Below are 23,202 nucleotides of genomic sequence, written 5' to 3'. Positions count from 1 at the left end.
AATTGAAATATAATGAGAGTTACACTAGAAATATCAAATTTTGATGAGATGGAAAAACTTCTTTCTTTATTTCAGACTATGAACTTAAAAAATATTAAGATAATTTCTTCGCAGAAGGATCTTAAGTCCAATATATTAAAGGGTGATAAGGCACTCAATCCTAAAGAGCTTTTTGGCATTTGGAAAGATTCACCTAGAAATATAGAAGATATAAGGGATAAAGCATGGGATCGTAAAAGATAATTATGATTTTGTGCGATACCAATATTCTAATACATGCTTTCAATGGTAACACCTCAACCATCGAAGTATTGGAGGAAATAGGTTTCAAAAACATTCTGCTCTCATCCATTACAACAATGGAACTTTTACAGGGCATGGGAAATAAAGTAGAGCTAGCGCAGATGAAGAAAAAGATCAAGTATTACGACATCATCCATTTTGACAGCTATATATCCCAGAAATCTATTGAACTTATCGAAAACTTCAGGCTAAGTCATCACCTTCAAATTCCAGATGCAATTATAGGGGCAACAGCAATTGTAAATAAAATTGATCTGTTTACTTATAATAAAAAGGATTTTGATTTCATGCCAAATATTATTCTTTATTAAAATCAGCATATTTGCTCCTTTAATTTCTCATGAGCAGTTTCGACCATAAAACAGCATTAACCGCAATTCCACATAAACCCGGTGTTTACCAATATTGGGATGCTGATGGAAAGCTCATGTATATTGGAAAGGCGAAAGACCTGCGCAACCGTGTGGGTTCTTATTTTAATAGCGACAGAAACCAGTTTAATGGCAAAACGAGGGTGCTGGTATCCAAGATCCGTAAAATTACTTTCACCATTGTTGATACTGAAATTGATGCCTGGCTCCTCGAAAATAGCTTAATTAAAAAACATCAGCCAAAATTTAACATCAACCTAAAGGACGACAAAACCTATCCCTGGATTATTGTTAAAAACGAGAATTATCCCCGAATTTACTGGACAAGGAAAGTGATTAAAGATGGCTCCACCTATTTTGGTCCTTATGGCTCGATAGGCATGATGCATACTATTTTAGATCTGATTAAAGAAACCTATCCGCTACGTACCTGCAGTTTGCCCTTAACAGAGAAAAATATAGCTGAAGGGAAATTTAAAGTTTGTCTGGAATATCAAATTGGCAACTGTAAAGGTCCTTGTCAGAATTACCAGACCGAAACCGACTACGATAAAAATATAGGTGAAATCAAAGAAATCCTGAATGGTAAAATCGGAAATGTAATTCGCGAGGTTAAAGCGATTATTAAATCGGCATCAGAAAACCTGAACTTCGAAATGGCGCATCAATATGCAAGGAGATTAGAAGTACTGGAAAAATACCAGAGCAAATCAACTGTGGTAAATAGTGCCATCACCAATGTTGATGTAGTCAGTATTGCATCGGATGAACGTTACGCTTTTGTAAATTACCTGAAGGTGATGAATGGAACAATTATTCAGACGCAAACCATTGAGGTTAAAAAACAACTGGACGAGAGTGACGATGAGATTTTAACCTTGGCCATGTTAGAGTTCAGAACGAAATTCAGCAGCACCTCCAAAGAAATTATTGTGCCTTTTGAGCCTTCATTGGAAGATGAAAGTTTAAAATTTACAGTACCTAAGCTGGGCGAAAAGAAAAAACTCTTAGAACTTTCGCAGAAGAATGTACTGTTCTTCAAAAAAGAGAAACTCAATCAATACGAAAAGTTAAATCCCGATTTACGCACCGATCGTATTTTAACGACCATGCAGAAAGATCTGCGTTTAACACAGCTTCCAAAACATATAGAATGTTTTGATAACTCCAACTTTCAAGGGAAATATCCGGTTTCGGCAATAGTTGTTTTTAAAGATGCAAAACCATCAAAAAAAGACTACCGCCACTTTAATGTGAAAACAGTAGAGGGCCCAAACGATTTCGCTACCATGGAAGAAGCCGTTTTCCGTCGCTACAGGAGAATGTTAGATGAGAACCAGGCATTGCCTCAGCTTATCATTATTGATGGCGGTAAAGGGCAGCTTTCATCGGCTGTGAAGAGTTTAAAGTTATTGGGCATAGAAAACAAAGTTACCGTAATTGGTATTGCCAAACGTTTGGAAGAACTGTTCTATCCGGGCGATTCCTATCCTTTGTATCTGGATAAAAAATCGGAAACTTTAAAAGTGATCCAACAGCTACGTGATGAGGCCCACCGCTTTGGAATTACCTTCCACCGCAAGAAACGCGATCAAGGGACACTTAAAACAGAACTCGAACAGATTGAAGGTATCGGCAAAACTACTGCAGATAAACTGCTAACCCATTTTAAATCGGTTAAAAAAATTAAAGAAGCCACTGAGAAAGAGCTGGCCGAAGTGCTGAATAAAAAACAGATGATTACCCTTCAGGCTTATTTTAACCAGGAATAATTTTTAATCGCGATGCTCTTTTAAGAGGAATAAGATTTCTTTTCTGAAGGAGTTCTTTTAGAACACCACAGTCAAAATGATGATATAGCAAAAAAGGCTCCGATTTTTATCGAAGCCTTTTAATATTTTAGTATTCCCAAAGACCTTGTTCGTAATCAAGAACAGATTTTTTAATCCTTTCTGACTCGTACAACCTTTCTCTGGGATCGGTAATAATATCTCTGATCTTGTTGTCTCCAGGATTTGACTCTTTTACAATATAGCTGCTGAATAAGCGACGGATAAAGAAATCATCGAAACTCAGTGAAGAAGCATCGTTATTGGTATTGATTAAACGTTTCTTCGTTAAAATCTCCCTGGCCTCTGGATAATACACCCAAAATACAGGCTGCCATTGTTTAGAAACTTCATTGTATTTTAATGGTGCAATACCTACAATGCGCGGCTCAAAAACAGAACGTTTGGTATCGAAAATCCAGTCTTCTTTAATTCTGAATTTCAAGAATAACTCTGGGTTAAAATCATTAACTACAGTAGTAACCGTTCCGGTTTTATTATTCGAAACCTCTGCTGTTCCTAAAGCCGATTTGGATGCAGAATCTGCCGACATTGGGTTAAGAAAAGCATCATCTTCGTTCAAGGCACTATCAATTGGCGAGTATGCCGTTAATTCGTCTTTCTTAATTGCAGCAATTAATACATCAATTAGTCGGGATTTAGGCGATTTTAGGGCCGAGTTAACCGTGTCACGTAAGTCAATCTCTCTCCAGATCCGTTTTGCATAAAAAACATCCTCTTCTCTTACATCTGCCAAAGGAACCATTTCAGTACTGTCAATGTCCTTACGGGCATAAAAACCATCTTTAGGTGGTACCTTAAGTTTCTTTTTAGCTGTTTTAACCGGGGTTTTCACGGTATCTGCCACAGGAGGTGCAGCAACTGGTGCAGCTTTCGGTGCTAACCTGGTTGGCTTTTTCTGTGCAAAAGCAAACGTAGTTAACAAAACTAAAATAGCAATACTTAAAATCCTTTTCATCTTCTTTTTATTTTACACTAAACGCTAATGAAGGCAAAATTCTTTGACGACCATCTGGCCCTACAGAAACAATATCTTCAAAAAACACCCTTGTACCTGGTGTAATTGAGTTTATTGCACCTTTAACCGCACCAGCGAAATTTCCACCACTACCTGCAATGGTAACAGCATCAGAACGAGGTTTGATAATCGTTAACTTATAACGTTGTATTTTAAACTTAACATCGAAAGGGAAATCATCCAGATCTGCTTCAATTTCAGTTTCGCTTTTTAACTGTACTGAAGCCACATCACCTCCAGCGCGGCCACCAACTTTAGCTACTGGAGCGGGGATAGCTTTAATCCTGAATTTTTGTGAACCTAAGCTAATGGTTTTACCAGCATTACTTGCTGATACATTGATGGATACTTCTGAACCAACCATGCTTCCCGGAACGTTAACATTATAGTTTCCGTTACCACCAGACATTGAACCTCCTGAAATGGAAGCACGAACGCTTTCTAGTGGGAAACCTGCCGCCGATACTGTAAATGGATTAGCAATACCTGCATAAATTACATTCAATTTTGTTGAAGAAACAGATGCAGATGGTTTCGCTACCTGATAAGTTTGTGGTTGAGTTTTGTATTCCTTTACCTGACCATCAGTTTGGCGAACACGTACAGTACCTACCCAGGTAAACTGACCAACACTACTTGTACCGCCGCTATAAGTTCCTTTACCATCTTTAACCGATAATTTACTTCCATTAACGGTAATATCAGGAGTTGATCTCGAATCGCTGGCTGTTAAAAATACTTCAGCAGTATATGGTTGACCTTGAATTACATAAGAAGTAGGTGCTACTGCAACTGCTGCAAACTGATCCAAATTAACCTGTGCTTTATCCATATTTCCGAATAATTTTTTAACTACTTCTGCTTCAGCATTTTTGGTATCTGTTTGCAGTTTGGTTAAAATCGTCATCGCAGCAGTTAAGGGCGTTCCCTCACCAAAGTAAGTTTCCTGCCAGTTTCCTTTTCTTTTTCTTGCCGAATCTTTAGCCTCAAGAGAGAATGAAACATTTGCCCGATCAGCAGGATCTAATAAAGAGATTAATTTTTCGCGTGTGGCGTTAATTCTCTTTTTCAACTCATCTGCTTTCTTTTGATTAATCATGATATTCTGTGCAATATCCTGATTTGATCTATTTACCAAATCTTCAGTTTCCGGATCAATTCCATCACCTGCCTGGGTAAATTCTTTCTTAATGCTTTCAATATAATTATTCAAATCATCAGCAGCCTTCTGTGCTTGTTTTGCCTTATCGTAAATTGGCTGTGCACGGGCTGGCTCTTCTTTCAACTTCGAATTTTCGAAGGCAGAAAATAACTGATTAATACTTGTATTTACATTGTTTTTAGAAGTATCCAAACTATCGTTGATATTTTTGAATGCATCTAAAATGGTATCTGATACGTTTAAGGCGAGCATAGCCAACAATACCAAATACATGATATTGATCATCCGCTGCCTTGTTGTTTCTTTTCCGCCTGCCATGTTTGATGTAGCTTTTCCTTTAAAAATTAAAAACTAAACAAATTATACACGTGGGCCGTTCATAGCCGATAACATATTGCCATAAATTGCATTAAGCGATGATAAGTTTTTAGCCAGCTTATTCACCTCTTCTTTAAACTGCTTCGAATCTTCCATCGATTCGTTAAAGTTTTGCATGGTTAATGATAAGTTTGAATAGAATTTATTCATCGATTTTAGATGCGCGCTAGAATCTTGCAATTCTAATTCGTATACCGCATTTAAAGCTGATAAATTTTTGGCTAAATTGTTAACCTGATCATGGTAAGCCTGAGAATCTACAGTGCTCTCGCCCATTGCTTTCAAATTAGCGGTAGCTTTATCAAAAGATGCACTTAAATTATCGAAACCAGCTGAAGCTGTTTTAATTTTTCCGGTAAATTCATTAGTTGCTGTAGATGCATCTGCAACATTAGAAATCGTTGCCACTTTATCACCAAACGTACGTAAACCAGAACCTAAACTTTCAATCAGTTCAGGACCGATTTTAGCATCTGATAACATTTTATCTAAAGCTGCCGTGTTTGATGCTGATGCTGCAACTGGTCTTGCTGATGCCGTTGGCAACTCCCCTTTAAAATCTGCTTTTAATTCAGGATATACTCTTTCCCAAGCTGGTTCTGGCTCAGGTGGAAAGAATCCGGTTAAAAAGAATAAAATCGCCTCTATTCCAAGACCAAGCCCGATCATATAACTACCTACAATTCCACCAATGTGTAGAATTTTAAATAACGCTCCGATAATTACAATACTTGCTCCCCATGAAATCGCTACGTGTAACCAGCCTGGTTGTTTCTTTGCTGCCATAAAATTTTGATGTTTTTCTTAAGTTTTTAGTTTGTTTGGTTTAATGTCTTAGGTCGGTACCAGGATAAGATGAAACGCATCTGAAACCAATATATGATCTTTGTGTATCCTGATATTCGTATGTTGCTACAGCGTTTTGTAGAAAATAGCCGGTGTCTTTCCACGAACCACCTTTTACTACTTTACGTTTTTTGTATTTGCTGTCGGTTGCACCAGCATCGTATGTAAAATTCGGGTTCAAATCGTGCAGTAATGGGCTTGCACCTTTATTGTAAGCGGTTAATGTCCATTCAGAAACATTACCTGCCATGTTGTACAAACCATAATCATTAGGGAAATACGATCTAACGCCTACTGTATAAATACCACCGTCGCTCGAATAATCGCCACGCCCTGGTTTAAAGTTAGCCTGTAAACAACCTTTTGTATTTCTAATGTAAGGACCGCCCCAAGGGTATTTGGTTTTTGTATTGCCACCTCTTGCTGCATATTCAAATTCAGTTTCGGCCGGTAATCTATAATCTGATCTGGATCCTACAGGCAATTTTCTTGCTGTCGCAACGCCATCATATAGCCTGGTTCTCCAATGAGAGAATGCTTTTGCCTGTTCCCAACTTACGCCAACTACAGGATAATCATCATATGAAGGGTGATTGTAATAACCACGCACCATTGGGTCATTTTGTGAGTAAGAATAATCTGTTTTCCAAACCATTGTATCAGGATAAATAGCAACGGTATAACGATCGATATAATCCTGGCGTTTGCTGTTTGGATCTTTATGCCCTAGAGCAGCTTTCTCCATATTTAATTCGGCATAAGAATATTCGAATTTACGAACATCTAATTCTTTTTTTCCTGGAAGGGCATCTAAACCTGAATAATACATCCCATCTAGTTGACTCACTTGGGCAGCTGCTGCGCCCCTACCTTTATTGCGCCAAATGTTGGCACCGTTTGGTCCAACTTTCCGCCAGTCGATGTATTTCTCCCCACCAACAGCATTTGCGGCATTTCCTTTAGGCGTAACCATAAATTGTTGAGGGTTGCCCATCATCACAATTGCAATCGAATCGCGCACCCAGTTGGTAAACTGGCGGTATTCTGCATTGGAAATCTCGGTCTGGTCCATAAAGAACGCACTAATGGTAACCATTTTACTTGGCCCGTTCTGAGAGAAAGTAATATCTTCATCCGAACCTCCAAGTGGGGTATGCCCTGGTGGCACATAAACCATTCCTAGTGGGATTCTATCGTTTTTAAATTTTCGGTTATAAGCGCCAACCAGCTCACCCTGGCCGCCATGACCACAGCTTGCTAGCATTACAGTTATACCTACAATAGCTAGAAGGTAGATTTTCTTCATATTCTTTATAGTGTGCACAGCACGATTAGGAGCAATTTTATCAAAAATCACTGAAATTATCAACAAAAGCAAATATTTTACGTTAAATCATTACGCAAAGGCAATTAAAGTTAGATTAACATTTCTCCAACAGTCTTATATTTTGCGCAATAATACGCGTAACGCTCTTATTAGTAAAGTTACGCATTTTATTATTGACTTAAAATAAATTATTTAGTGTATTATTTATTAGATATTTTGATGTAATTTTCAATAGCCATGGTCATAGATGGAACGCCTGGGGTTGGCGCAGCAATATCCACTATCAGATCCATATCGGTACAAGCCTTACTCGTGTTAGTTCCAAAAGCAGCAATTCGGGTATTATTTTGTTTAAAGTCGGGGAAATTTTTAAATAACGACTGAATACTTGACGGACTAAAAAATGCAATAACATCATAGAACACTTCAGCTAAATCAGATAGATCGCTCACTACTGTTTTAAACAAAACTGCAGGTGTAAAATCATACCCGCTTTTTTCCAAAAACTTCATTGTGTCTTCGGTAGCCATGTCAGAGCAAGGATATAAAAATTTCTCATTTGCATGCTTCTTTAACACCTCTGCTAAGTCTGCTGCAGTTTGTTTACCAAAAAAGATTTTACGCTTCCTATACTGAATGTACTTCTGCAGATACAAAGCAATGGTTTCAGAAAGACAGAAATATTTCAATTCTGCTGGCACCTCATAACGCATTTCTTCACAGATTCTAAAAAAATGATCTGCTGCGTTACGGCTGGTAAAAATTACCGCCGTAAAATCCGCCAGGTTAATCTTATCCTTTCTAAAGTCTCTTGCGGGTACACCTTCAACGTGAATAAAAGACCTAAAATCAACTTTTAAGTTGTGTTTTTTGGCCAAATCATAGTAAGGAGATTTTTCTGTTTCAGGTTTTGGTAAAGTAACCAAAATACTTTTTACTTTGCGGATTCTAGAGTCGTTCTTTTCTTGCATTTTCCTTTTTCCTGCTACAGTCCTATCGTTTTAATTAGTATTAGGATGGGACATATTTCGAGGGCGCAAAAGTACAAAAATAAATGCATTCTAGAAAACTTATTATTAGAAAGTATCGTTATACCTGCCCGCAGCAGTTGAAAAGCAAAAATGATGCCTAACAACAAGAATGCCAACACAATATAAACCGCGCCATATTTAAGTGGTGATAGGGCAAAAGCAACCACTAAAGGAATAAACAATAGCGATGCATTGAAGTAGCTGAGGTACAAAATTGAGATGTATTCGCCCACTGGCTTTTGCACATTAAACAGGTACCCCAAAAAGCGTAAAAGAACCAATTTGAGGGCATAAAAAACAATTATAGTGATGGATATACTAAAGAAGAACTTAAACCCATCTTTAGCCTGATACATATCATTCCACTGGGCAACCAGAAAAAAGAACATCCCAAAAACGAAACCAAACTGCACAAAAAGCAATAAAAATGGCCACGAACTAAACAGGTTATCTTCTTTGTTAATATTGTTTAAAACCCTATTGCTAAAAAACGATTGTACAATTGCCGATAATTGTTTAGAAAAAGCATTTTTTAGAATCGCAAAGATGATGAGCATACCAAAAATAAATCCCAGCAAACCAACATTACCTTTTGGAATTTTTGTGCCCAGTTGATAAGGATTTGCCTTTTTCTTTAAGTGCTGGTATTTCTTTTGCCAGGCCAGCAAATCAAGTTTAGGAAAAAGGTATTCCTTTTCGATGGTATCAAGTAGCGCCCCTTTATTAATTAAACTATCTGGCAGCACCCAGGTGTGATGAACAAGCGAATCGGTTGAAAATTTCTGCCTGGCAAGTGTTGCCGAATCGGGCCGGTATCTTCGATACTGATATTGATTTACAGCTACGCTATCTGTTTGAACAGGAATTTCCTGTGCTAATAGAAAATTAGCAGACCATACAAACGCGAACAAAAATAAAATAAATTTCGGCATGCTGTAATCAAAACTTAAGGATGCAAAAGTAGTCGAATAATCATTGTTTACCTAAAGAAAATAAATGGATTGATGAATATACAGATCTGTTACGATCGTGCAAACAAAAGAAGTCCACTGTAATCGCCCTTGTCTGCCAGTTTCAATGAATCAAGATACCCTCTTCTATTCTCACTTTCTTTCGAAAGATTTTCTGCTCCCCAGGTGAACACTGCCCCATGAAATAGTTTTTCAACAATAATATCTGCCAATAACCTACTATGCCGACCATTCCCATTAGAAAAACAATGAATGCTTACTATCCGATGTTTAAAGCGGATGGCTATTTCATCAGGAGAAAAAGTATTATTTTCAATCCAGAACCTAGTATCTTCCAATAAACTCTTTAATTCAACAGCAACCTGCCATCTATCTACGCCTATATTTTTATTTGTTTTGCGGAATGCTCCTGCCCATTTCCAAATATCTTTATACATCCGTTTATGTATATCTTTAATAAAGGCCTCAGTTAATAATTTTTCAGGTTTGAACTTCTTGCCTAGCGTCCATTTTATAGCTTCTTCGATATGTTGTTGTTCAAATTCATCAAGTTCTTCTCTGGTTGCAATAGTAGAAATGAGCAAACCTTCCTTTTCTTCTTCATCCAAAGGGGTTTGCCCATCAATATAGTTCAAATCTAATCCCATAAAATTTTAGGCATTTCGTTTTTAATTTCTTCAGTCCTTTCTTTTATAGCCTTCTCAATCCTTTCTTTAGAATTGCCCTGATCTTCCAATTGCATGGTATTTGAGGTACGAAGCACAATTTTTGTAGCCAATTCATTTGACTTTTTTTCAATCATTGCCTCTAATGATCCATCTTTTGGCACAAAACCATAAACCAGTTCCATATCTAAAACCCTACCCAACTCCCTAAGAGACTTAATGGTAATCGAACCGTCGACCTCTCTTTTTTCTATGTCTAAAACTCCTTGTTTACTTATCATTAATTTATTAGCCAATTGCTGCATAGACATACCTAGCGTATTCCGGATCGCTTTAATCCAACCACTCGGTGGAATTGCTATTCGGCTCAAAGGTGCAAAACTTAAAAGTTTGCCATTTAATTGTTGCAGCATTAATGATTTTCTTCCCATAACATTAAAAGTAAAGCTATTACCTTACTTTATCAACGCAAAAGTAAAGTTATTACTTTACAAAAACAACTAAAAAGTAAAGCTATTACTTTACTAAAAACCTAAACAACTTAGTTGTAATTTCAAAGTGCAATCACCGATCATATATTATGACAATAAAGAAAATCTAACTTCACTATCTTTGCCCCAATGTCTGGTATCTATATTCATATTCCTTTCTGTAAAAAGGCCTGTCACTATTGCGATTTTCATTTCAGCACTTCTTTAAAATATGCTGATGAAATGGTTGATGCCATCTGCAAGGAAATCAAAATGAAAAAGGATCGGATTAGCGGACAAGTTGGAAGCATTTACTTTGGTGGCGGAACACCGTCTATCTTATCGCAAACTGCACTACAAAAAATTTTCGATGCCATTAACCACACATTTTCGGTTAATGCAAATGCTGAAATCACCATCGAAACCAATCCAGACGATTTAACGGCCCAGAAGTTAAAAGAGCTGAAACAATTGCCCGTTAACCGCTTTAGTGTAGGTATTCAATCTTTTTATGATGAAGATCTGACCTGGATGAACAGGGCGCATCAGGCAAAAGAAGCTGAAGATTGCATCAGAAGAAGTCAGGATATCGGTTTTGAAAACCTAACCCTCGATTTAATTTATGGTTATCCTTTACTTACCGATCAAAAATGGTTGAACAATATCCAAAAAGCAATCGAGCTTGAGATTCCGCATATCTCGGCCTACGCCTTAACGGTAGAACCCCGCACAGCTTTAGCTCATGCCATAAAAAATAAAAAACAAACTCCTGTAAGTGATAACCAAAGTGCCGCTCAGTTTGTAATTCTGATGGATAAACTGGTTGATGTCGGATTTGAGCACTATGAAATTTCGAATTTTGCCAAACCAGATCAATATGCCGTGCATAACACCAATTACTGGAAAGGAATAGATTATATTGGCATAGGCCCATCGGCACATGGTTTTAATGGACAGAACCGCTATATGAACCCCGCCAATAACGCCCTGTATATGGAAACGTTAGGCCACAACAAGCTCCCTGAAATTGTTGAAGAACTGAGTTTAAACGACAGATTTAACGAATACATTATGACTTCGTTAAGAACCATGTGGGGAACTGATTTACAAAAAATAAATACCGATTTTGGGAAAGACTTTTTAGAAGAAACAAAACATAACCTTAAAAATTTCGAGGATAAAGATTGGCTGATCATTGAAGGAGATAACATTCGTTTGAGCCAGAATGGAAAATTATTTGCCGATCATATTGCTTCAGAATTGTTTATAGTGGGAAATGAATGAGTGAATTGAGAAGGATTGAAGAACAAATTAGAGAATGAGTGAGTTTTGAATGAATGAATTTGTTTTATCGCAGAAACCAACCATTCTCTCATTCAATCATTCTTTAATTCAATAATTATTTTAATATATGTCAAAAATTGTTTGGATTACAGGCGCATCATCAGGTATTGGCGAGGCCCTGGTATATGAATATTTTAAAGCTGGGGATAAACTGATCATCTCGGGAAGAAATCGCGATGAGCTGTTCAGAGTAAAAGGAAATTGCCAAAACTCCTTTAATGTACATGTTTTACCATTCGATTTGAGTGAAACGACTACACTTGAAAGCAAAGCTGCTGATGCGGTCCGCATTTTTGGAAAAATAGATTTACTCATCAACAGCGGCGGTGTAAGTCAGCGGAGTTTAGCCCTCGAAACCAACCTGCAAACAGAACAACAAATTATGGACACCAATTTTTGGGGAACGGTTGTATTGAGCAAAGCGGTTCTGCCTTTAATGATTACCAATGGCGGTGGACAGATCGTTGTAATTAGCAGCCTTGTTGGAAAATTCGGCACGAAATTCCGCTCTACCTATGCAGCATCAAAACATGCACTGCATGGTTATTTCGATTCACTCCGATCGGAAGTTTACGACAAAAACATCGACATTACCATTATCTGCCCTGGATTTATCAAAACAAATGTGACCTACAATGCACTTACCGCAGATGGTAAGCCCTTAAATAAAATGGGTGACGCGCATGAAAACGCCATGACACCTGCTGAATGTGCCAGGCAAATTGTACAAGCTGTTAAAAATAAAAAGGAAGAAGTTTATATCGGTGGAAAAGAAACCAGAGCCGTGTTATTGAAACGCTTTTTTCCTAAGATTTTTTCTAAAAAAGTAAGGATGGCGAAGGTAAATTAGAGAAGCGTTTGGTGCTGGGCATTAAGCGGATCATCGAGTTCCGAGAAATTCACTGGTCGGTCAAATCGCAAGTTTAGTGAAGAACAGACCTTTGCTAAATAAACCCGGTTGAAGCGATATCCTTTTGGCGTTATTCTAAGCGGAGCCGAAGAACAGCCAAAAGATTTAGCGAAAAACGGGACTAGCCCACCAGAAGAACCACCACAGCATCTTTACAAATCAAAAAAAATAAAAATTAAAACACTAACAATCAACACATTAAAAATTATTTTTCATTTCTAAAAACCAAGTATCTGCAAGCCGTCGTAAATGGAATCAAATAACAGAAACTTAAAAATTAGAAATAATGAAAAATTTAATCTTAACTGCATTTGCCGTAATTACCATGGCATTCACTACACAAGTTTACGCTCAAAAAAATCCAATGGTTGGCGGCGCAGCCATGTATTCGAATAAGGATATTGTAGATAATGCTGTAAATTCGAAAGACCACACTACACTGGTTGCAGCAGTAAAAGCAGCAGGTTTAGTTGAAACTTTAAAAAGCGCTGGTCCTTTTACCGTTTTTGCACCAACAAACGCTGCATTTGATAAACTTCCTGCCGGAACTGTAGGCAATTTGGTTAAACCAGAAAACAAAGCAACCCTAACTACTATTTTAACTTACCATGTTGTGGCCGGTAAAATGGACAGCAAAGCAATTGCAAAAGCAATAAAAGCTGGTGGTGGCAAAGCTGAACTTACCACAGTGCAAGGCGGTAAACTTTGGGCCTGGATGGAAGGCAAAAAATTAGTTTTGAAAGATGAAAAAGGCGGAATGAGCACTGTTACAATTGCAGATGTTTACCAAAAAAATGGTGTAATCCATGTAATTGATACTGTTTTAATGCCGAAATAAAATTTAGATATCCTTATAATCAGTATAAAACGTTCTGGCTTTTGTTAGAACGTTTTTGCTTTTGATAATTAAATCAGTTAAAAAACCGCTATGATTTATTTATCGTAAGTATGAGCAGAAAAAGATATCTTATTAAAAATATATCACGTCTCGTGTGATTTTACATAACGTTCTTGTTTAACCGCAAGAGCGTTTTTTATCGATAATTGTCATACTTTCTGACTTTTTTAGATGAATGTCAGGCTTTTTTAAAGTTTTGGCATTTCTAGGGTTTAAGTTTTTTTAACTATTTAATTTTGCTGCATTAATAGTTACTTAACATGAAATTCAATTTATCTCCGATAGATGTAGTTGAAGACATATCTAAGTCAGATTTCGAGCTGAACTACCTTAAACCACGTAAACCTTTGGTAATAAAAAATATGGCCAAAAAATGGCCTGCTTATCAAAAATGGACGATGGAATACATGAAAGAAGTTGTTGGTGATAAAACTGTTCCGCTTTACGACAGTTCTAAAGCTGATCCTTCAAAACCCATAAATGCATCTGCTGCCGAAATGAAATTTGGCGATTATATAGACCTGATTAAAGAAACACCGACCGATCTACGCATCTTTCTGTTCGATCCCATAAAATTTGCACCTAAGCTGCTGGAAGATTATATCGCACCAAAAGATTTAATGGGCGGTTTTTTAGATCGCTACCCCACCATGTTCTTCGGCGGTAAAGGTTCAGTAACCTTTTTGCACTATGACATCGATTTAGCACACATTTTTCATACTCACTTTAATGGACGAAAACATGTGATCTTATTTGATTACAAATGGAAAGAACGTTTATACCAAATTCCATATGCCACTTACGCCTTAGAAGATTACGATGTGGAAAACCCTGATTTTGATAAATTTCCTGCGTTAAAAGGTGTTCAGGGCGTCGAAGCTTTTTTAGAACATGGCGATACTTTATTTATGCCAACCGGATACTGGCACTGGATGAAATACCTGCATGGATCTTTTTCCATTAGTTTAAGGGCATGGGATAAAAGCTGGGGCGTGAAAGCAAAAAGCTTGTATAACTTAACTTTACAGCGTAAATTTGACGACTTTATGAAAGCAAACTACCGCGAAAAGTACATGCAATGGAAAGAAGAACTTGCAATTAAAAGAGCAAGTAAAGCGTTAGAAAACAATTTACCAAAGTAAAATAATGAAAGAATTATTGAATGATAGGATGAGAGAATTAATCTCACACAAAACATTCACTCATTCAATCATTTACTCATTCAATATATGCATCCAAACATTATAAAAATCCAAGAAAGAATAGAAGCACTAAGACAGGAAATTATTAGCCATAAAGTTTATTCGGCCATTAGTGAAATAGAAGATCTTCGGATCTTTATGGAACATCATATTTTTGCCGTTTGGGATTTCATGTCGCTCCTTAAAGCTTTACAAATTAATTTAACCTGCACTACACTACCTTGGTTTCCAGTAGGTGATCCTGTTACCCGGCAATTGATCAATGAAATTGTAGCGGGTGAAGAATCAGATGTGGATGCTAATGGCGCCATTAAAAGCCACTTCGAGTTATATTTAGATGCAATGGAGCAATGCGGTGCCAATACCAAACCCATCAACACCTTTTTACAGGAACTAAAAAACGGAAAAAGCTTTAATGAGGCTTTCGAAATTGCCGGAGTACCTGCAACGGCAAAAGATTTTGTTAATGCAACTTTCGAAACCATTAATAGTGGAAAAACACATTTACAGGCAGCAAGTTTTACTTTTGGTCGCGAGGATTTAATTCCAAACATGTTTTTTAGCCTGGTAAATGACCTGAATAGCACCCAGGCGGATAAAGTTTCGATCTTTAAATACTACTTAGAACGCCATATAGAAGTAGATGGCGATCACCATAGCCATTTGGCACTCTCCATGGCAGAGAAGCTTTGCGAAAAAGATGAAACCTTTTGGGCTGAGGCAGAAGAAACCACAAAACAAGCCTTACAAAAAAGGATCGACCTGTGGAACGCTGCCTACGCCGAAATAGTTAAAAATAAAGTTGAGGCATAATTATTAAATTGTTAAGTATTTACTAATTTTAGATTACGTGATTTTAGTCACATTTACCTGTTAACATCAATTTTGTAAAATAAAATTTACACATTTGTTGTTCGGCACAAATAACCGATTTTAAGCGCATGAGTTTCATTTTAAAACCTGTTGATATCGTTGAGAGCATCACTCCCGAAGATTTTAAGAAAAATTATCTGAAAACTAAACGTCCGTTAGTAATCAAGGGCCTAACCAAAGACTGGCCTGCCAGAGAAAAATGGACGACTGAATATTTAAAGGAAATTGGTGGCGAGCTTGAAGTTCCACTTTACGACAACTCTAAAGCAGATCCGTCAAAACCAATTAATGCAGCTACGGCGCATATGAAATTTGGCGATTACCTTGACTTAATTAAACGCGAGCCAACGGAACTGCGTATATTCTTTTTTAACCTGTTTAAGAAAGTACCAAGTTTAATCAATGATGTAAAAATCCCTAAAGATTTAATGGGCGGTTTTATCGAAAGTATGCCGGCAATGTTCTTTGGCGGTTCTAACTCAGTAACCTTTTTACATTACGATATCGATTTACCGCATATTTTCCATACACATTTTGGCGGCAGAAAACACATCGTTCTTTTCGATAATAAATGGAAAGACAGATTGTATTGCTTACCCAATGCAACTTATGCTTTGGAAGATTACGATGTTGCCAATCCTGATTTTGAAAAATTCCCGGCACTGAATGGTGTAGAAGGTTATGAAGTTTTCCTGGAGCATGGCGATACTTTATTTATGCCAACCGGAATGTGGCATTGGATGAAATATTTGGATGGTTCATTTTCTTTAAGCTTAAGGGCCTGGGATCAATCCATTACACGTAAAGTAGCCAGTGTTTGGAGCTTATTTACCCACGGTGCTATAGACAGTTTAATTAAAATGACTTTCAAAGAAAAATACGCTCACTGGAGAGAAAAAAAAGCAGTTAAAATTGCTGAGAGGGCTTTAGCCAAAGGCAGACCATAGAAAAGTACTGAAAATTAAAATATAGCGGGGCATCGGTTACGATAGCCCCGTTTTTTATTATAATTGTGTGCTAAACTTTTAGTTTTAGCATAAATTCAAAAAGATCAGATACCAATGGAAAACAATATCCTTAGCGAAAAAGAAAAGATGTTAGCTGGCATGGCTTATCAGGCTGGCGGCGGAGAACTATCAAAAGAAAGATTAAAAGCACGTGAAATTGTTTTCGAGTTTAATAACCTTGCACCAAAATTTATCAAACAGCGTAAAGAATTACTAAAAAGATTATTCGGAAAAACAGAAAGAATGTTTTATGTGGAGCAGCCTTTTAGATGCGATTATGGCTACAATATCGAAATTGGTGATAATTTCTATGCAAATTTTAACCTTGTTATTTTAGATTGCGCCAAGGTACGCATTGGCAATAATGTGTTTATTGCGCCAAACGTGGCTATTTATACAGCAGGTCATCCTATCCACTCCCATTTACGCGATCAGGAATATGAATGGGCACAAGAAGTTACCATTGGTAACAGTGTTTGGATCGGTGGTAATGTAGTAATTAACCCAGGGGTAAAAATAGGATCAAATGTGGTAATCGGATCAGGTAGTGTTGTAACCAGGGATATTCCTGATCATGTTTTTGCTGCAGGAAATCCATGCAGGGTAATCCGTCACTTAACAGATGATGATAAGGATTATTATTATAAGGATTTTAAGTTGGGAGAATAAATTAACCATAGCCCCTACCTTTACTTAATTAAACGGCGTCATCTCGACTGAAACGCAGTGGAATGGAGAGATCCATCTAGACAGATTTCTCGACTTCGTTGCACTCCGCTCGAAATGACGACCCGGGGAAGCTTCTTTACCAACTCAACTTTGTCTCCCTCATCCATTTTACATCTAACCTCTTTCACACTTAACTACTATGATCAGCAACCACTTTCCATTCGCCCTTAATTTTTTTAATTAACAAGGTAAAATATCCTTTAAGCTCGTCTTTTTCGCGTTTAACATTCCAGCTGCCCAATACAAAAGCCAAATCAGGCTTTAAAAAATCGACCTTTTTAATTCCGAACACCAAAAAACCCATTGCCGATTTATCCGGGTAGCCTTTTTTATAATTATCCAATGTTTTTTGCCAGCCATAAGTTGGGCCATTTTTACCTACAAAAAGTAAACTGTCTGATTTTTCATAACCCTGCATAAACGCTTCAACATCACCTTTGTTCCAATCTGTACGTTGCTTCTCGAGTAAATTAAGTATGGCCTGTTTATCTTTTGCATTTTGAGCAAATGCGCTAAAAGAAGTTAAAAACAATGCAATTACCAGTATTCTTTTCATGGTTATTTGAGTTGAGGTAAAAATTAAAGATATGAAACAAATTATTTTGTTCCATGCGTAAAAATTCTTTATTTACACATCTATAAATCTGCTATGCAAAATAAAGTAATCACAATTGGGGAAATACTTTGGGATGTTTTCCCAGAGGGCAAAAAAGCTGGCGGCTCAAGCATGAACGTTGCGCTTAATTTACACAAACAAAGTATAGAGGGCAACTTTATTAGCGCCATAGGTAATGATGAAAACGGCAAAGAGCTATTCAATTTTCTAGCCAGCAATCATTTCCCAACTGATTTGATTCAAATAAACACCGAATTACCAACCAGTACGGTTATGGTGCAGCTGGACGAAAATCATCAGGCCACTTATACTATTAAACAACCTGTGGCATGGGATGATATCAAAATCACCGACGAAAATATAGCAGCCGTAAAACAGGCAGATGCATTGGTATATTGTAGCTTAACCTGCAGGGAAGAAAAATCTAAAAAAACCATTCTTGCACTTTTAGAAAATGCCAGGACTAAAATATTCGACATTAACCTCCGCGCTCCATTTTATACCAAAGAATTTAATTGGTGAACTTTTGGCAAAAGCGGACATCCTAAAAATAAATGAAGACGAAATTTTATGGGTGAAAGAATCTTTTGGCTTAAGTGGTAATACAGATGAACAACTTTTAAAGCAACTTTCCAGTCAGTTTAATATTGAAATGATCTGCCTTACACTTGGTGACAAAGGTGCGTGTGTTTTAAAAGATGGAAAATTATTTAAACACGCAGGCTACAAGGTACAGGTAGCCGATACGGTTGGTGCAGGTGATGCCTTTTTAGCCACATTTATTGCTTGTTACCTACAAGGTTACCCCATAGAAACTACATTAGATAATGCCTGTAAAGTTGGAGCCTTTGTAGCCTCACAGGTTGGAGCAAACCCCGATTACAACAAAAAGATTTATCATATGGCATTGGGGTAAGCTTAAGAGACCTTGAAGGTTTTAAAAACTTGCGGGTTACCTAACTGATTTGGGCGTTCCCCAATCCCGCGAAATACGGGAAAGGGTCGGGCTTTCAGGGCTGCGCTTCGCTCCGGTACCGATGAAGACCTGTGAAACAAGCAAGCATACCGTAATTAAATAAAACAGATGCTTAATCGGCACTGAACCCTTACAATCCCTAACGCAGATTTACAGCATAAAATATTCCATACGTTTCAAAACACCCTGCGCGCCTTGGATTAGATTCGTTTTAAACTTAAGAACTACAGGCCCATGTTAAATAAACCTGATAAAGCGGAAAGCCCGGAACGAGGCACGAGTGAGGACTTGAAGCGATAGCAGGACTTTCGCGACCGAAAAGCGCTGAACCATGCTTTTCAAAATAATATCGAGCACCTAAGTTATCTAGCTGATAAGCTTCATTGAATGCGACTATTTTTTTCTCGCATATTCTTAAAATCTGAGAAGTCTAATTTACGCTCCAAATATGACACCGCGCTTAAATTAATGCAAAGCGAAACTTTTATCTTCGATAAATCGTTAATATAAGCACATGAGAGGTTTTCGTTTTTCTGATTATAAGCCGGGCGATGCGCCAAAGGGTGGGTTTGATGAGTTGCTGAAATTATTTAGCGAACTGCTGAATTATACAGCTGGAGACGCAGCAGAGGCTTTAAGCTGGTTGAACGAGCTCGACAAGCAATATAAATTAACCAATAACGATTATGGGATTGGCAATTTTATTGATGACCTGAAAGACAAGGGTTATCTTACGGAAGACAATCAATCCGGGGAATTTAAAATTACAGCTAAAACCGAACAGACGATCCGTAAATCAGCCCTTGATGAAATTTTCGGGAAACTAAAAAAATCAGGGCGGGGAAATCACAACAGTAACCAATCAGGCGTTGGTGAAGAAAAAAATGCTGACAGACGCGAATACAGCTTTGGAGACAGTTTGGATCAGATTGATATGACGGCTTCTATCCACAATGCGCAGATTAACCACGGTATTGGCGATTTTACCTTAACCGACCGCGATCTGGAAGTAGAGGAAAAGGATTTTAAAACCTTAACTTCTACCGTATTGATGATAGATATTTCGCATTCGATGATTCTATATGGCGAAGACCGGATTACCCCTGCCAAAAAAGTTGCCATGGCTTTGGCCGAGCTCATTAAAACAAAGTACCCTAAAGATACTTTAGACATTGTGGTTTTCGGAAATGATGCCTGGCCAATTAGCGTAAAAGACCTGCCTTATTTACAGGTTGGCCCTTACCATACCAATACCTATGCAGGATTAGAATTGGCTGCAGATTTACTCCGTCGAAGGAAAACGCATAATAAGCAGATTTTCATGATTACCGACGGAAAACCAACCTGCTTAAAGGAAAATGGCAAATATTATAAGAATAGTATGGGTTTGGATAGGAAGGTAATTAATAAAACCTTAAACATGGCTGCCCAATGTAAGCGGCTAAAGATTCCGATTACTACATTTATGATTGCCAAAGACCCTTACCTGCAACAGTTTGTTCGCCAGTTTACCGAAATTAATGGCGGCAGGGCTTTTTATAGCTCCTTAAATGGTTTGGGCGAATACATTTTTGAAGATTACATTAAAAACAGAAGAAAGACAGTTAAATAGTCAGGAGTCCGAAGTCCTTAGTCCGGAGTCGGAAGATATAGGATATCAAATAAATTAAGCATGGCTAAACGTACAAATAGATATAAGTTAACACTAGAAGAAATATCTTTAGCAAGAGAAGAAGACATCAGCAATGCGCCTTTAACACTTGAATTTGACAACCACGATAATATATTCAGCATTATCAATGCCATTAAAAGCAAAAACATTTTTGAGGATGAAAATCAGAGTATCGAGTTTGCCATTGGTTTGAAAATGTTTACCGAAGTAGTTTTAAAAAATAGAGACCAAGAACTTTTCAAAGAACTTCAGCCCGCAATTGGTGAGTTTATGAAAAAATTGAAGAATAAATAACGAATAGTATAATCCAATATATGCAAAACACAACATTAGGCGAATTAAAAACCACAGGATATAAATCAAGATCTGTAAAAGAAGAGCTGAGGGAAAATCTGATTAAAGTTCTCCGCGATAAAAAAACCGAATTTGAAGGCATTATTGGCTATGATGAAACGGTGATTCCCGAACTACAAACAGCCATTTTATCACGTCATAATATTTTATTATTGGGATTGCGCGGACAGGCTAAAACACGTATTGCCCGTTTAATGGTAAATTTACTGGATGAATATGTGCCATATGTTGCCGGAAGTGAGATTTTTGATGATCCATTGAATCCAATTTCCTGGTATGCTAAAAACGAAATTGCCATAAAAGGCGATGATACCGAAATTGCCTGGTTGCACCGCAACGAAAGATATACCGAAAAACTGGCTACACCCGACGTTACCGTTGCCGATTTAATTGGTGATGTTGACCCCATTAAAGCCGCCACATTGAAATTAACCTATAATGATGAACGTGTAATCCACTTTGGTTTAATTCCACGTGCACACCGCAGCATTTTCGTAATTAACGAGCTTCCGGATTTACAGGCACGTATCCAGGTGGCCTTATTTAACATGTTGCAGGAGAAAGATATCCAAATCCGTGGTTTCAAACTGCGTTTACCGCTGGATATCCAGTTTGTATTTACTGCAAACCCTGAAGATTATACCAACCGTGGAAGCATCGTTACCCCTTTGAAAGACAGGATTGAAAGTCAGATTTTGACGCATTACCCTAAAACCATCGAAATTTCGCGCAAAATTACTTTCCAGGAAGCAAAATTAACGGCAGATCAAAAAGCCAATATTGAAGCTGATGGCCTGGTAAAGGATTTGATTGAGCAGATTGCTTTTGAGGCACGTAAAAGCGAATACATCGACCAGAAATCGGGCGTTTCAGCAAGGTTAACCATTTCAGCCTATGAAAATTTAATCAGCACTGCCGAAAGACGAATGCTGATCGCCGGCGAGAAGAATACTTTTGTCCGTTTGTCTGACCTTGCAGGAATTATCCCGGCCATAACCGGTAAAATAGAATTGGTTTACGAAGGCGAACTGGAAGGGCCAGCGCATGTAGCCACTACCTTAATCGGCAAGGCGGTTAAAACTTTGTTTGCACGTTACTTCCCTGATCCAGAAAAAGCAAAAAAGAGCAAAACGGCCAACCCTTATACTGAAGTAACCGAATGGTTTACCGAAGGCAATAATGTAGATGTTACCGATGCTTTAACCAATGCGCAGTATAAAAAAGCATTGATGCTGGTGCCAAACCTATACGATCTGGTAAAGAAATTTCATCCAAAATTAAGCGAAAACCAAACTTTATTGTTAATGGAGTTCGTGCTACATGGTTTAGCTGAATACTCGCAGTTGAGCAAAAACTTTTTAAATGGCGGTTTCGGCTTCTCTGATATGTTTGGCAGTTTATTTAATGCCGAATTTGACGAAGAAGAGGATGAAGACGATTTCAGATAATCATATTTAATGGAGTTTAACGGATATCTTTTATCGATGAGATTAAATCAAGACAATGTTCCTGATCGATATCCGTTTAACATTCCATGTATAAAATCTTTTGAAGAATTAGCTTTTCACCCAAACGTAACATTTTTCACAGGCGAGAATGGCGTTGGGAAGTCTACATTAATTGAAGCTATTGCAGTTTATCTTGGTTTCAATGCAGAGGGCGGTAGTAAAAACTTCAATTTTAGCAATGCAGAAACACATTCTGACCTTCATAATTTTTTAACGATATCGAAAAGTTTTAAAAAGCCAAGAGATGGTTATTTCCTTAGAGGTGAGAGTTTTTACAATGTTGCCAGCGAGATTGATAAGCTAGATGAGGACTTTGACGGACCCAAAATTATAAATTCTTATGGCGGGCTATCCTTGCACGAACAATCTCACGGACAATCGTTTTGGGCACTATTTATGAATCGATTTAGCGGAAATGGTGTTTATATCCTGGATGAGCCCGAATCAGCGCTTTCTGCCACCAAGCAAATTGCCATGTTATCTAAAATCTATAATCTGGCAAACAAAAATGCCCAATTTATTATCGCTACACACTCTCCGATTTTATTATCCTACCCTGATGCCTGGATATATGAAATGACTGAAGATAAAATAACCAGGGTTAAATATGAGGAATCGGAGGTTTATAGAGTTTATAAATCCTTTTTAGATCATCCTCAACGAATATTAGATAATTTATTTACCTCAAATACCTAAATTTAGGCATTCAAAAAATTAGCCT

General features: G+C 37.5%; 25 protein-coding genes. 16 read left to right on the top strand and 9 right to left on the bottom strand.

Features of this window, described 5'->3' with window-relative positions; all coding sequences use genetic code 11:
* Positions 1-12 precede the first annotated feature (12 nt).
* The 3 genes from QF042_RS04345 to uvrC are packed head-to-tail and all read left to right on the top strand — an operon-like array spanning position 13 to position 2,446.
* Complete coding sequence (locus tag QF042_RS04345) at positions 13-243, top strand: hypothetical protein (protein WP_307525699.1); 231 nt, start codon at positions 13-15, stop codon at positions 241-243.
* A 2-nt stretch (positions 244-245) separates the two neighbouring features.
* The gene (locus tag QF042_RS04340) at positions 246-614 is read left to right on the top strand and encodes a type II toxin-antitoxin system VapC family toxin (protein ID WP_307525697.1); all 369 of its coding nucleotides are present in this window, start codon (positions 246-248) and stop codon (positions 612-614) included.
* 29 nt (positions 615-643) lie between these two features.
* A complete protein-coding gene (gene uvrC, locus QF042_RS04335; protein ID WP_307525695.1) occupies positions 644-2,446 on the top strand; it encodes an excinuclease ABC subunit UvrC in 1,803 nt (600 codons plus the stop codon).
* A 127-nt stretch (positions 2,447-2,573) separates the two neighbouring features.
* Here uvrC and gldN read toward each other — a convergent pair whose 3' ends face one another.
* The 8 genes from gldN to QF042_RS04295 form a co-directional block, all read right to left on the bottom strand.
* Positions 2,574-3,482 (bottom strand): gliding motility protein GldN, encoded by a 909-nt coding sequence (gene gldN, locus QF042_RS04330; RefSeq protein WP_307525693.1) that lies wholly within the window; start codon positions 3,480-3,482, stop codon positions 2,574-2,576.
* Between the two features lie 7 nt (positions 3,483-3,489).
* Positions 3,490-5,022, bottom strand: a complete 1,533-nt coding sequence (gene gldM, locus QF042_RS04325; RefSeq protein ID WP_307525691.1) for a gliding motility protein GldM — start codon at positions 5,020-5,022, stop codon at positions 3,490-3,492.
* A 42-nt stretch (positions 5,023-5,064) separates the two neighbouring features.
* Positions 5,065-5,868: a gliding motility protein GldL gene (gldL, locus tag QF042_RS04320; RefSeq protein ID WP_215132250.1), complete on the bottom strand. Its 804-nt coding sequence runs from the start codon at positions 5,866-5,868 to the stop codon at positions 5,065-5,067.
* 40 nt (positions 5,869-5,908) lie between these two features.
* Positions 5,909-7,234 (bottom strand): SUMF1/EgtB/PvdO family nonheme iron enzyme, encoded by a 1,326-nt coding sequence (locus tag QF042_RS04315; RefSeq protein ID WP_307525688.1) that lies wholly within the window; start codon positions 7,232-7,234, stop codon positions 5,909-5,911.
* A 221-nt stretch (positions 7,235-7,455) separates the two neighbouring features.
* Positions 7,456-8,226, bottom strand: coding sequence for a uroporphyrinogen-III synthase (locus tag QF042_RS04310; RefSeq protein WP_121284044.1), 771 nt, complete (start codon positions 8,224-8,226; stop codon positions 7,456-7,458).
* A gap of 14 nt (positions 8,227-8,240) precedes the next feature.
* Positions 8,241-9,218 (bottom strand): DUF4271 domain-containing protein, encoded by a 978-nt coding sequence (locus QF042_RS04305; protein WP_307525684.1) that lies wholly within the window; start codon positions 9,216-9,218, stop codon positions 8,241-8,243.
* A gap of 89 nt (positions 9,219-9,307) precedes the next feature.
* Complete coding sequence (locus QF042_RS04300; RefSeq protein ID WP_307525682.1) at positions 9,308-9,904, bottom strand: mobile mystery protein B; 597 nt, start codon at positions 9,902-9,904, stop codon at positions 9,308-9,310.
* Positions 9,895-10,353: a mobile mystery protein A gene (locus tag QF042_RS04295; protein WP_307525680.1), complete on the bottom strand. Its 459-nt coding sequence runs from the start codon at positions 10,351-10,353 to the stop codon at positions 9,895-9,897. The genes QF042_RS04300 and QF042_RS04295 overlap by 10 nt, the downstream gene beginning before the upstream one ends.
* 189 nt (positions 10,354-10,542) lie before the next feature.
* On the opposite strand from QF042_RS04295, the gene hemW reads away from it, so the two are divergent.
* The 7 genes from hemW (at position 10,543) to QF042_RS04260 (ending at position 17,295) form a co-directional block, all read left to right on the top strand.
* Positions 10,543-11,676, top strand: coding sequence for a radical SAM family heme chaperone HemW (gene hemW, locus QF042_RS04290; protein WP_307525678.1), 1,134 nt, complete (start codon positions 10,543-10,545; stop codon positions 11,674-11,676).
* Positions 11,677-11,803: 127 nt separating this feature from the next.
* Positions 11,804-12,586: an SDR family oxidoreductase gene (locus tag QF042_RS04285; RefSeq protein WP_307525676.1), complete on the top strand. Its 783-nt coding sequence runs from the start codon at positions 11,804-11,806 to the stop codon at positions 12,584-12,586.
* A 346-nt stretch (positions 12,587-12,932) separates the two neighbouring features.
* Entirely contained in the window at positions 12,933-13,484 is a 552-nt protein-coding gene (locus tag QF042_RS04280; RefSeq protein ID WP_307525675.1) for a fasciclin domain-containing protein, read from the top strand.
* 320 nt (positions 13,485-13,804) lie between these two features.
* Entirely contained in the window at positions 13,805-14,686 is an 882-nt protein-coding gene (locus QF042_RS04275; protein WP_307525672.1) for a cupin-like domain-containing protein, read from the top strand.
* 87 nt (positions 14,687-14,773) lie between these two features.
* On the top strand, positions 14,774-15,559 hold the full coding sequence (locus tag QF042_RS04270) for a DUF3050 domain-containing protein (protein WP_307525670.1): 786 nt from the start codon (positions 14,774-14,776) through the stop codon (positions 15,557-15,559).
* Between the two features lie 128 nt (positions 15,560-15,687).
* A complete protein-coding gene (locus QF042_RS04265; protein WP_307525669.1) occupies positions 15,688-16,566 on the top strand; it encodes a cupin-like domain-containing protein in 879 nt (292 codons plus the stop codon).
* A gap of 114 nt (positions 16,567-16,680) precedes the next feature.
* Positions 16,681-17,295 (top strand): sugar O-acetyltransferase, encoded by a 615-nt coding sequence (locus QF042_RS04260; protein ID WP_307525667.1) that lies wholly within the window; start codon positions 16,681-16,683, stop codon positions 17,293-17,295.
* Positions 17,296-17,485: 190 nt separating this feature from the next.
* On the opposite strand, the gene QF042_RS04255 is transcribed toward QF042_RS04260, so the two are convergent.
* Positions 17,486-17,911 carry a nuclear transport factor 2 family protein gene (locus tag QF042_RS04255; protein WP_307525664.1) on the bottom strand — a complete coding sequence of 142 codons (426 nt, stop codon included), beginning with the start codon at positions 17,909-17,911 and terminating at the stop codon, positions 17,486-17,488.
* 93 nt (positions 17,912-18,004) lie between these two features.
* Here QF042_RS04255 and QF042_RS04250 point away from each other — a divergent pair, with 93 nt between their 5' ends.
* The 6 genes from QF042_RS04250 (at position 18,005) to QF042_RS04225 (ending at position 23,177) form a co-directional block, all read left to right on the top strand.
* The gene (locus tag QF042_RS04250; RefSeq protein ID WP_307525662.1) at positions 18,005-18,493 is read left to right on the top strand and encodes a PfkB family carbohydrate kinase; all 489 of its coding nucleotides are present in this window, start codon (positions 18,005-18,007) and stop codon (positions 18,491-18,493) included.
* A gap of 4 nt (positions 18,494-18,497) precedes the next feature.
* The gene (locus QF042_RS04245) at positions 18,498-18,887 is read left to right on the top strand and encodes a carbohydrate kinase family protein (protein WP_307525660.1); all 390 of its coding nucleotides are present in this window, start codon (positions 18,498-18,500) and stop codon (positions 18,885-18,887) included.
* A gap of 574 nt (positions 18,888-19,461) precedes the next feature.
* A complete protein-coding gene (locus tag QF042_RS04240; protein ID WP_029274175.1) occupies positions 19,462-20,559 on the top strand; it encodes a VWA domain-containing protein in 1,098 nt (365 codons plus the stop codon).
* A gap of 60 nt (positions 20,560-20,619) precedes the next feature.
* Positions 20,620-20,913 carry a DUF3861 domain-containing protein gene (locus tag QF042_RS04235; protein WP_307525657.1) on the top strand — a complete coding sequence of 98 codons (294 nt, stop codon included), beginning with the start codon at positions 20,620-20,622 and terminating at the stop codon, positions 20,911-20,913.
* 20 nt (positions 20,914-20,933) lie between these two features.
* Positions 20,934-22,421, top strand: coding sequence for a sigma 54-interacting transcriptional regulator (locus QF042_RS04230; protein ID WP_307525656.1), 1,488 nt, complete (start codon positions 20,934-20,936; stop codon positions 22,419-22,421).
* A 36-nt stretch (positions 22,422-22,457) separates the two neighbouring features.
* Positions 22,458-23,177, top strand: coding sequence for an AAA family ATPase (locus QF042_RS04225; protein ID WP_307525654.1), 720 nt, complete (start codon positions 22,458-22,460; stop codon positions 23,175-23,177).
* The last annotated feature ends 25 nt before the right edge of the window (positions 23,178-23,202 follow it).

Origin of the sequence: Pedobacter sp. W3I1, assembly GCF_030816015.1 — a bacterium.
Taxonomy (GTDB): Bacteria; Bacteroidota; Bacteroidia; order Sphingobacteriales; family Sphingobacteriaceae; genus Pedobacter.
The sequence above is the reverse complement of the archived record's forward strand: the minus strand, read 5'-3'. Positions and strand labels throughout refer to the sequence as shown.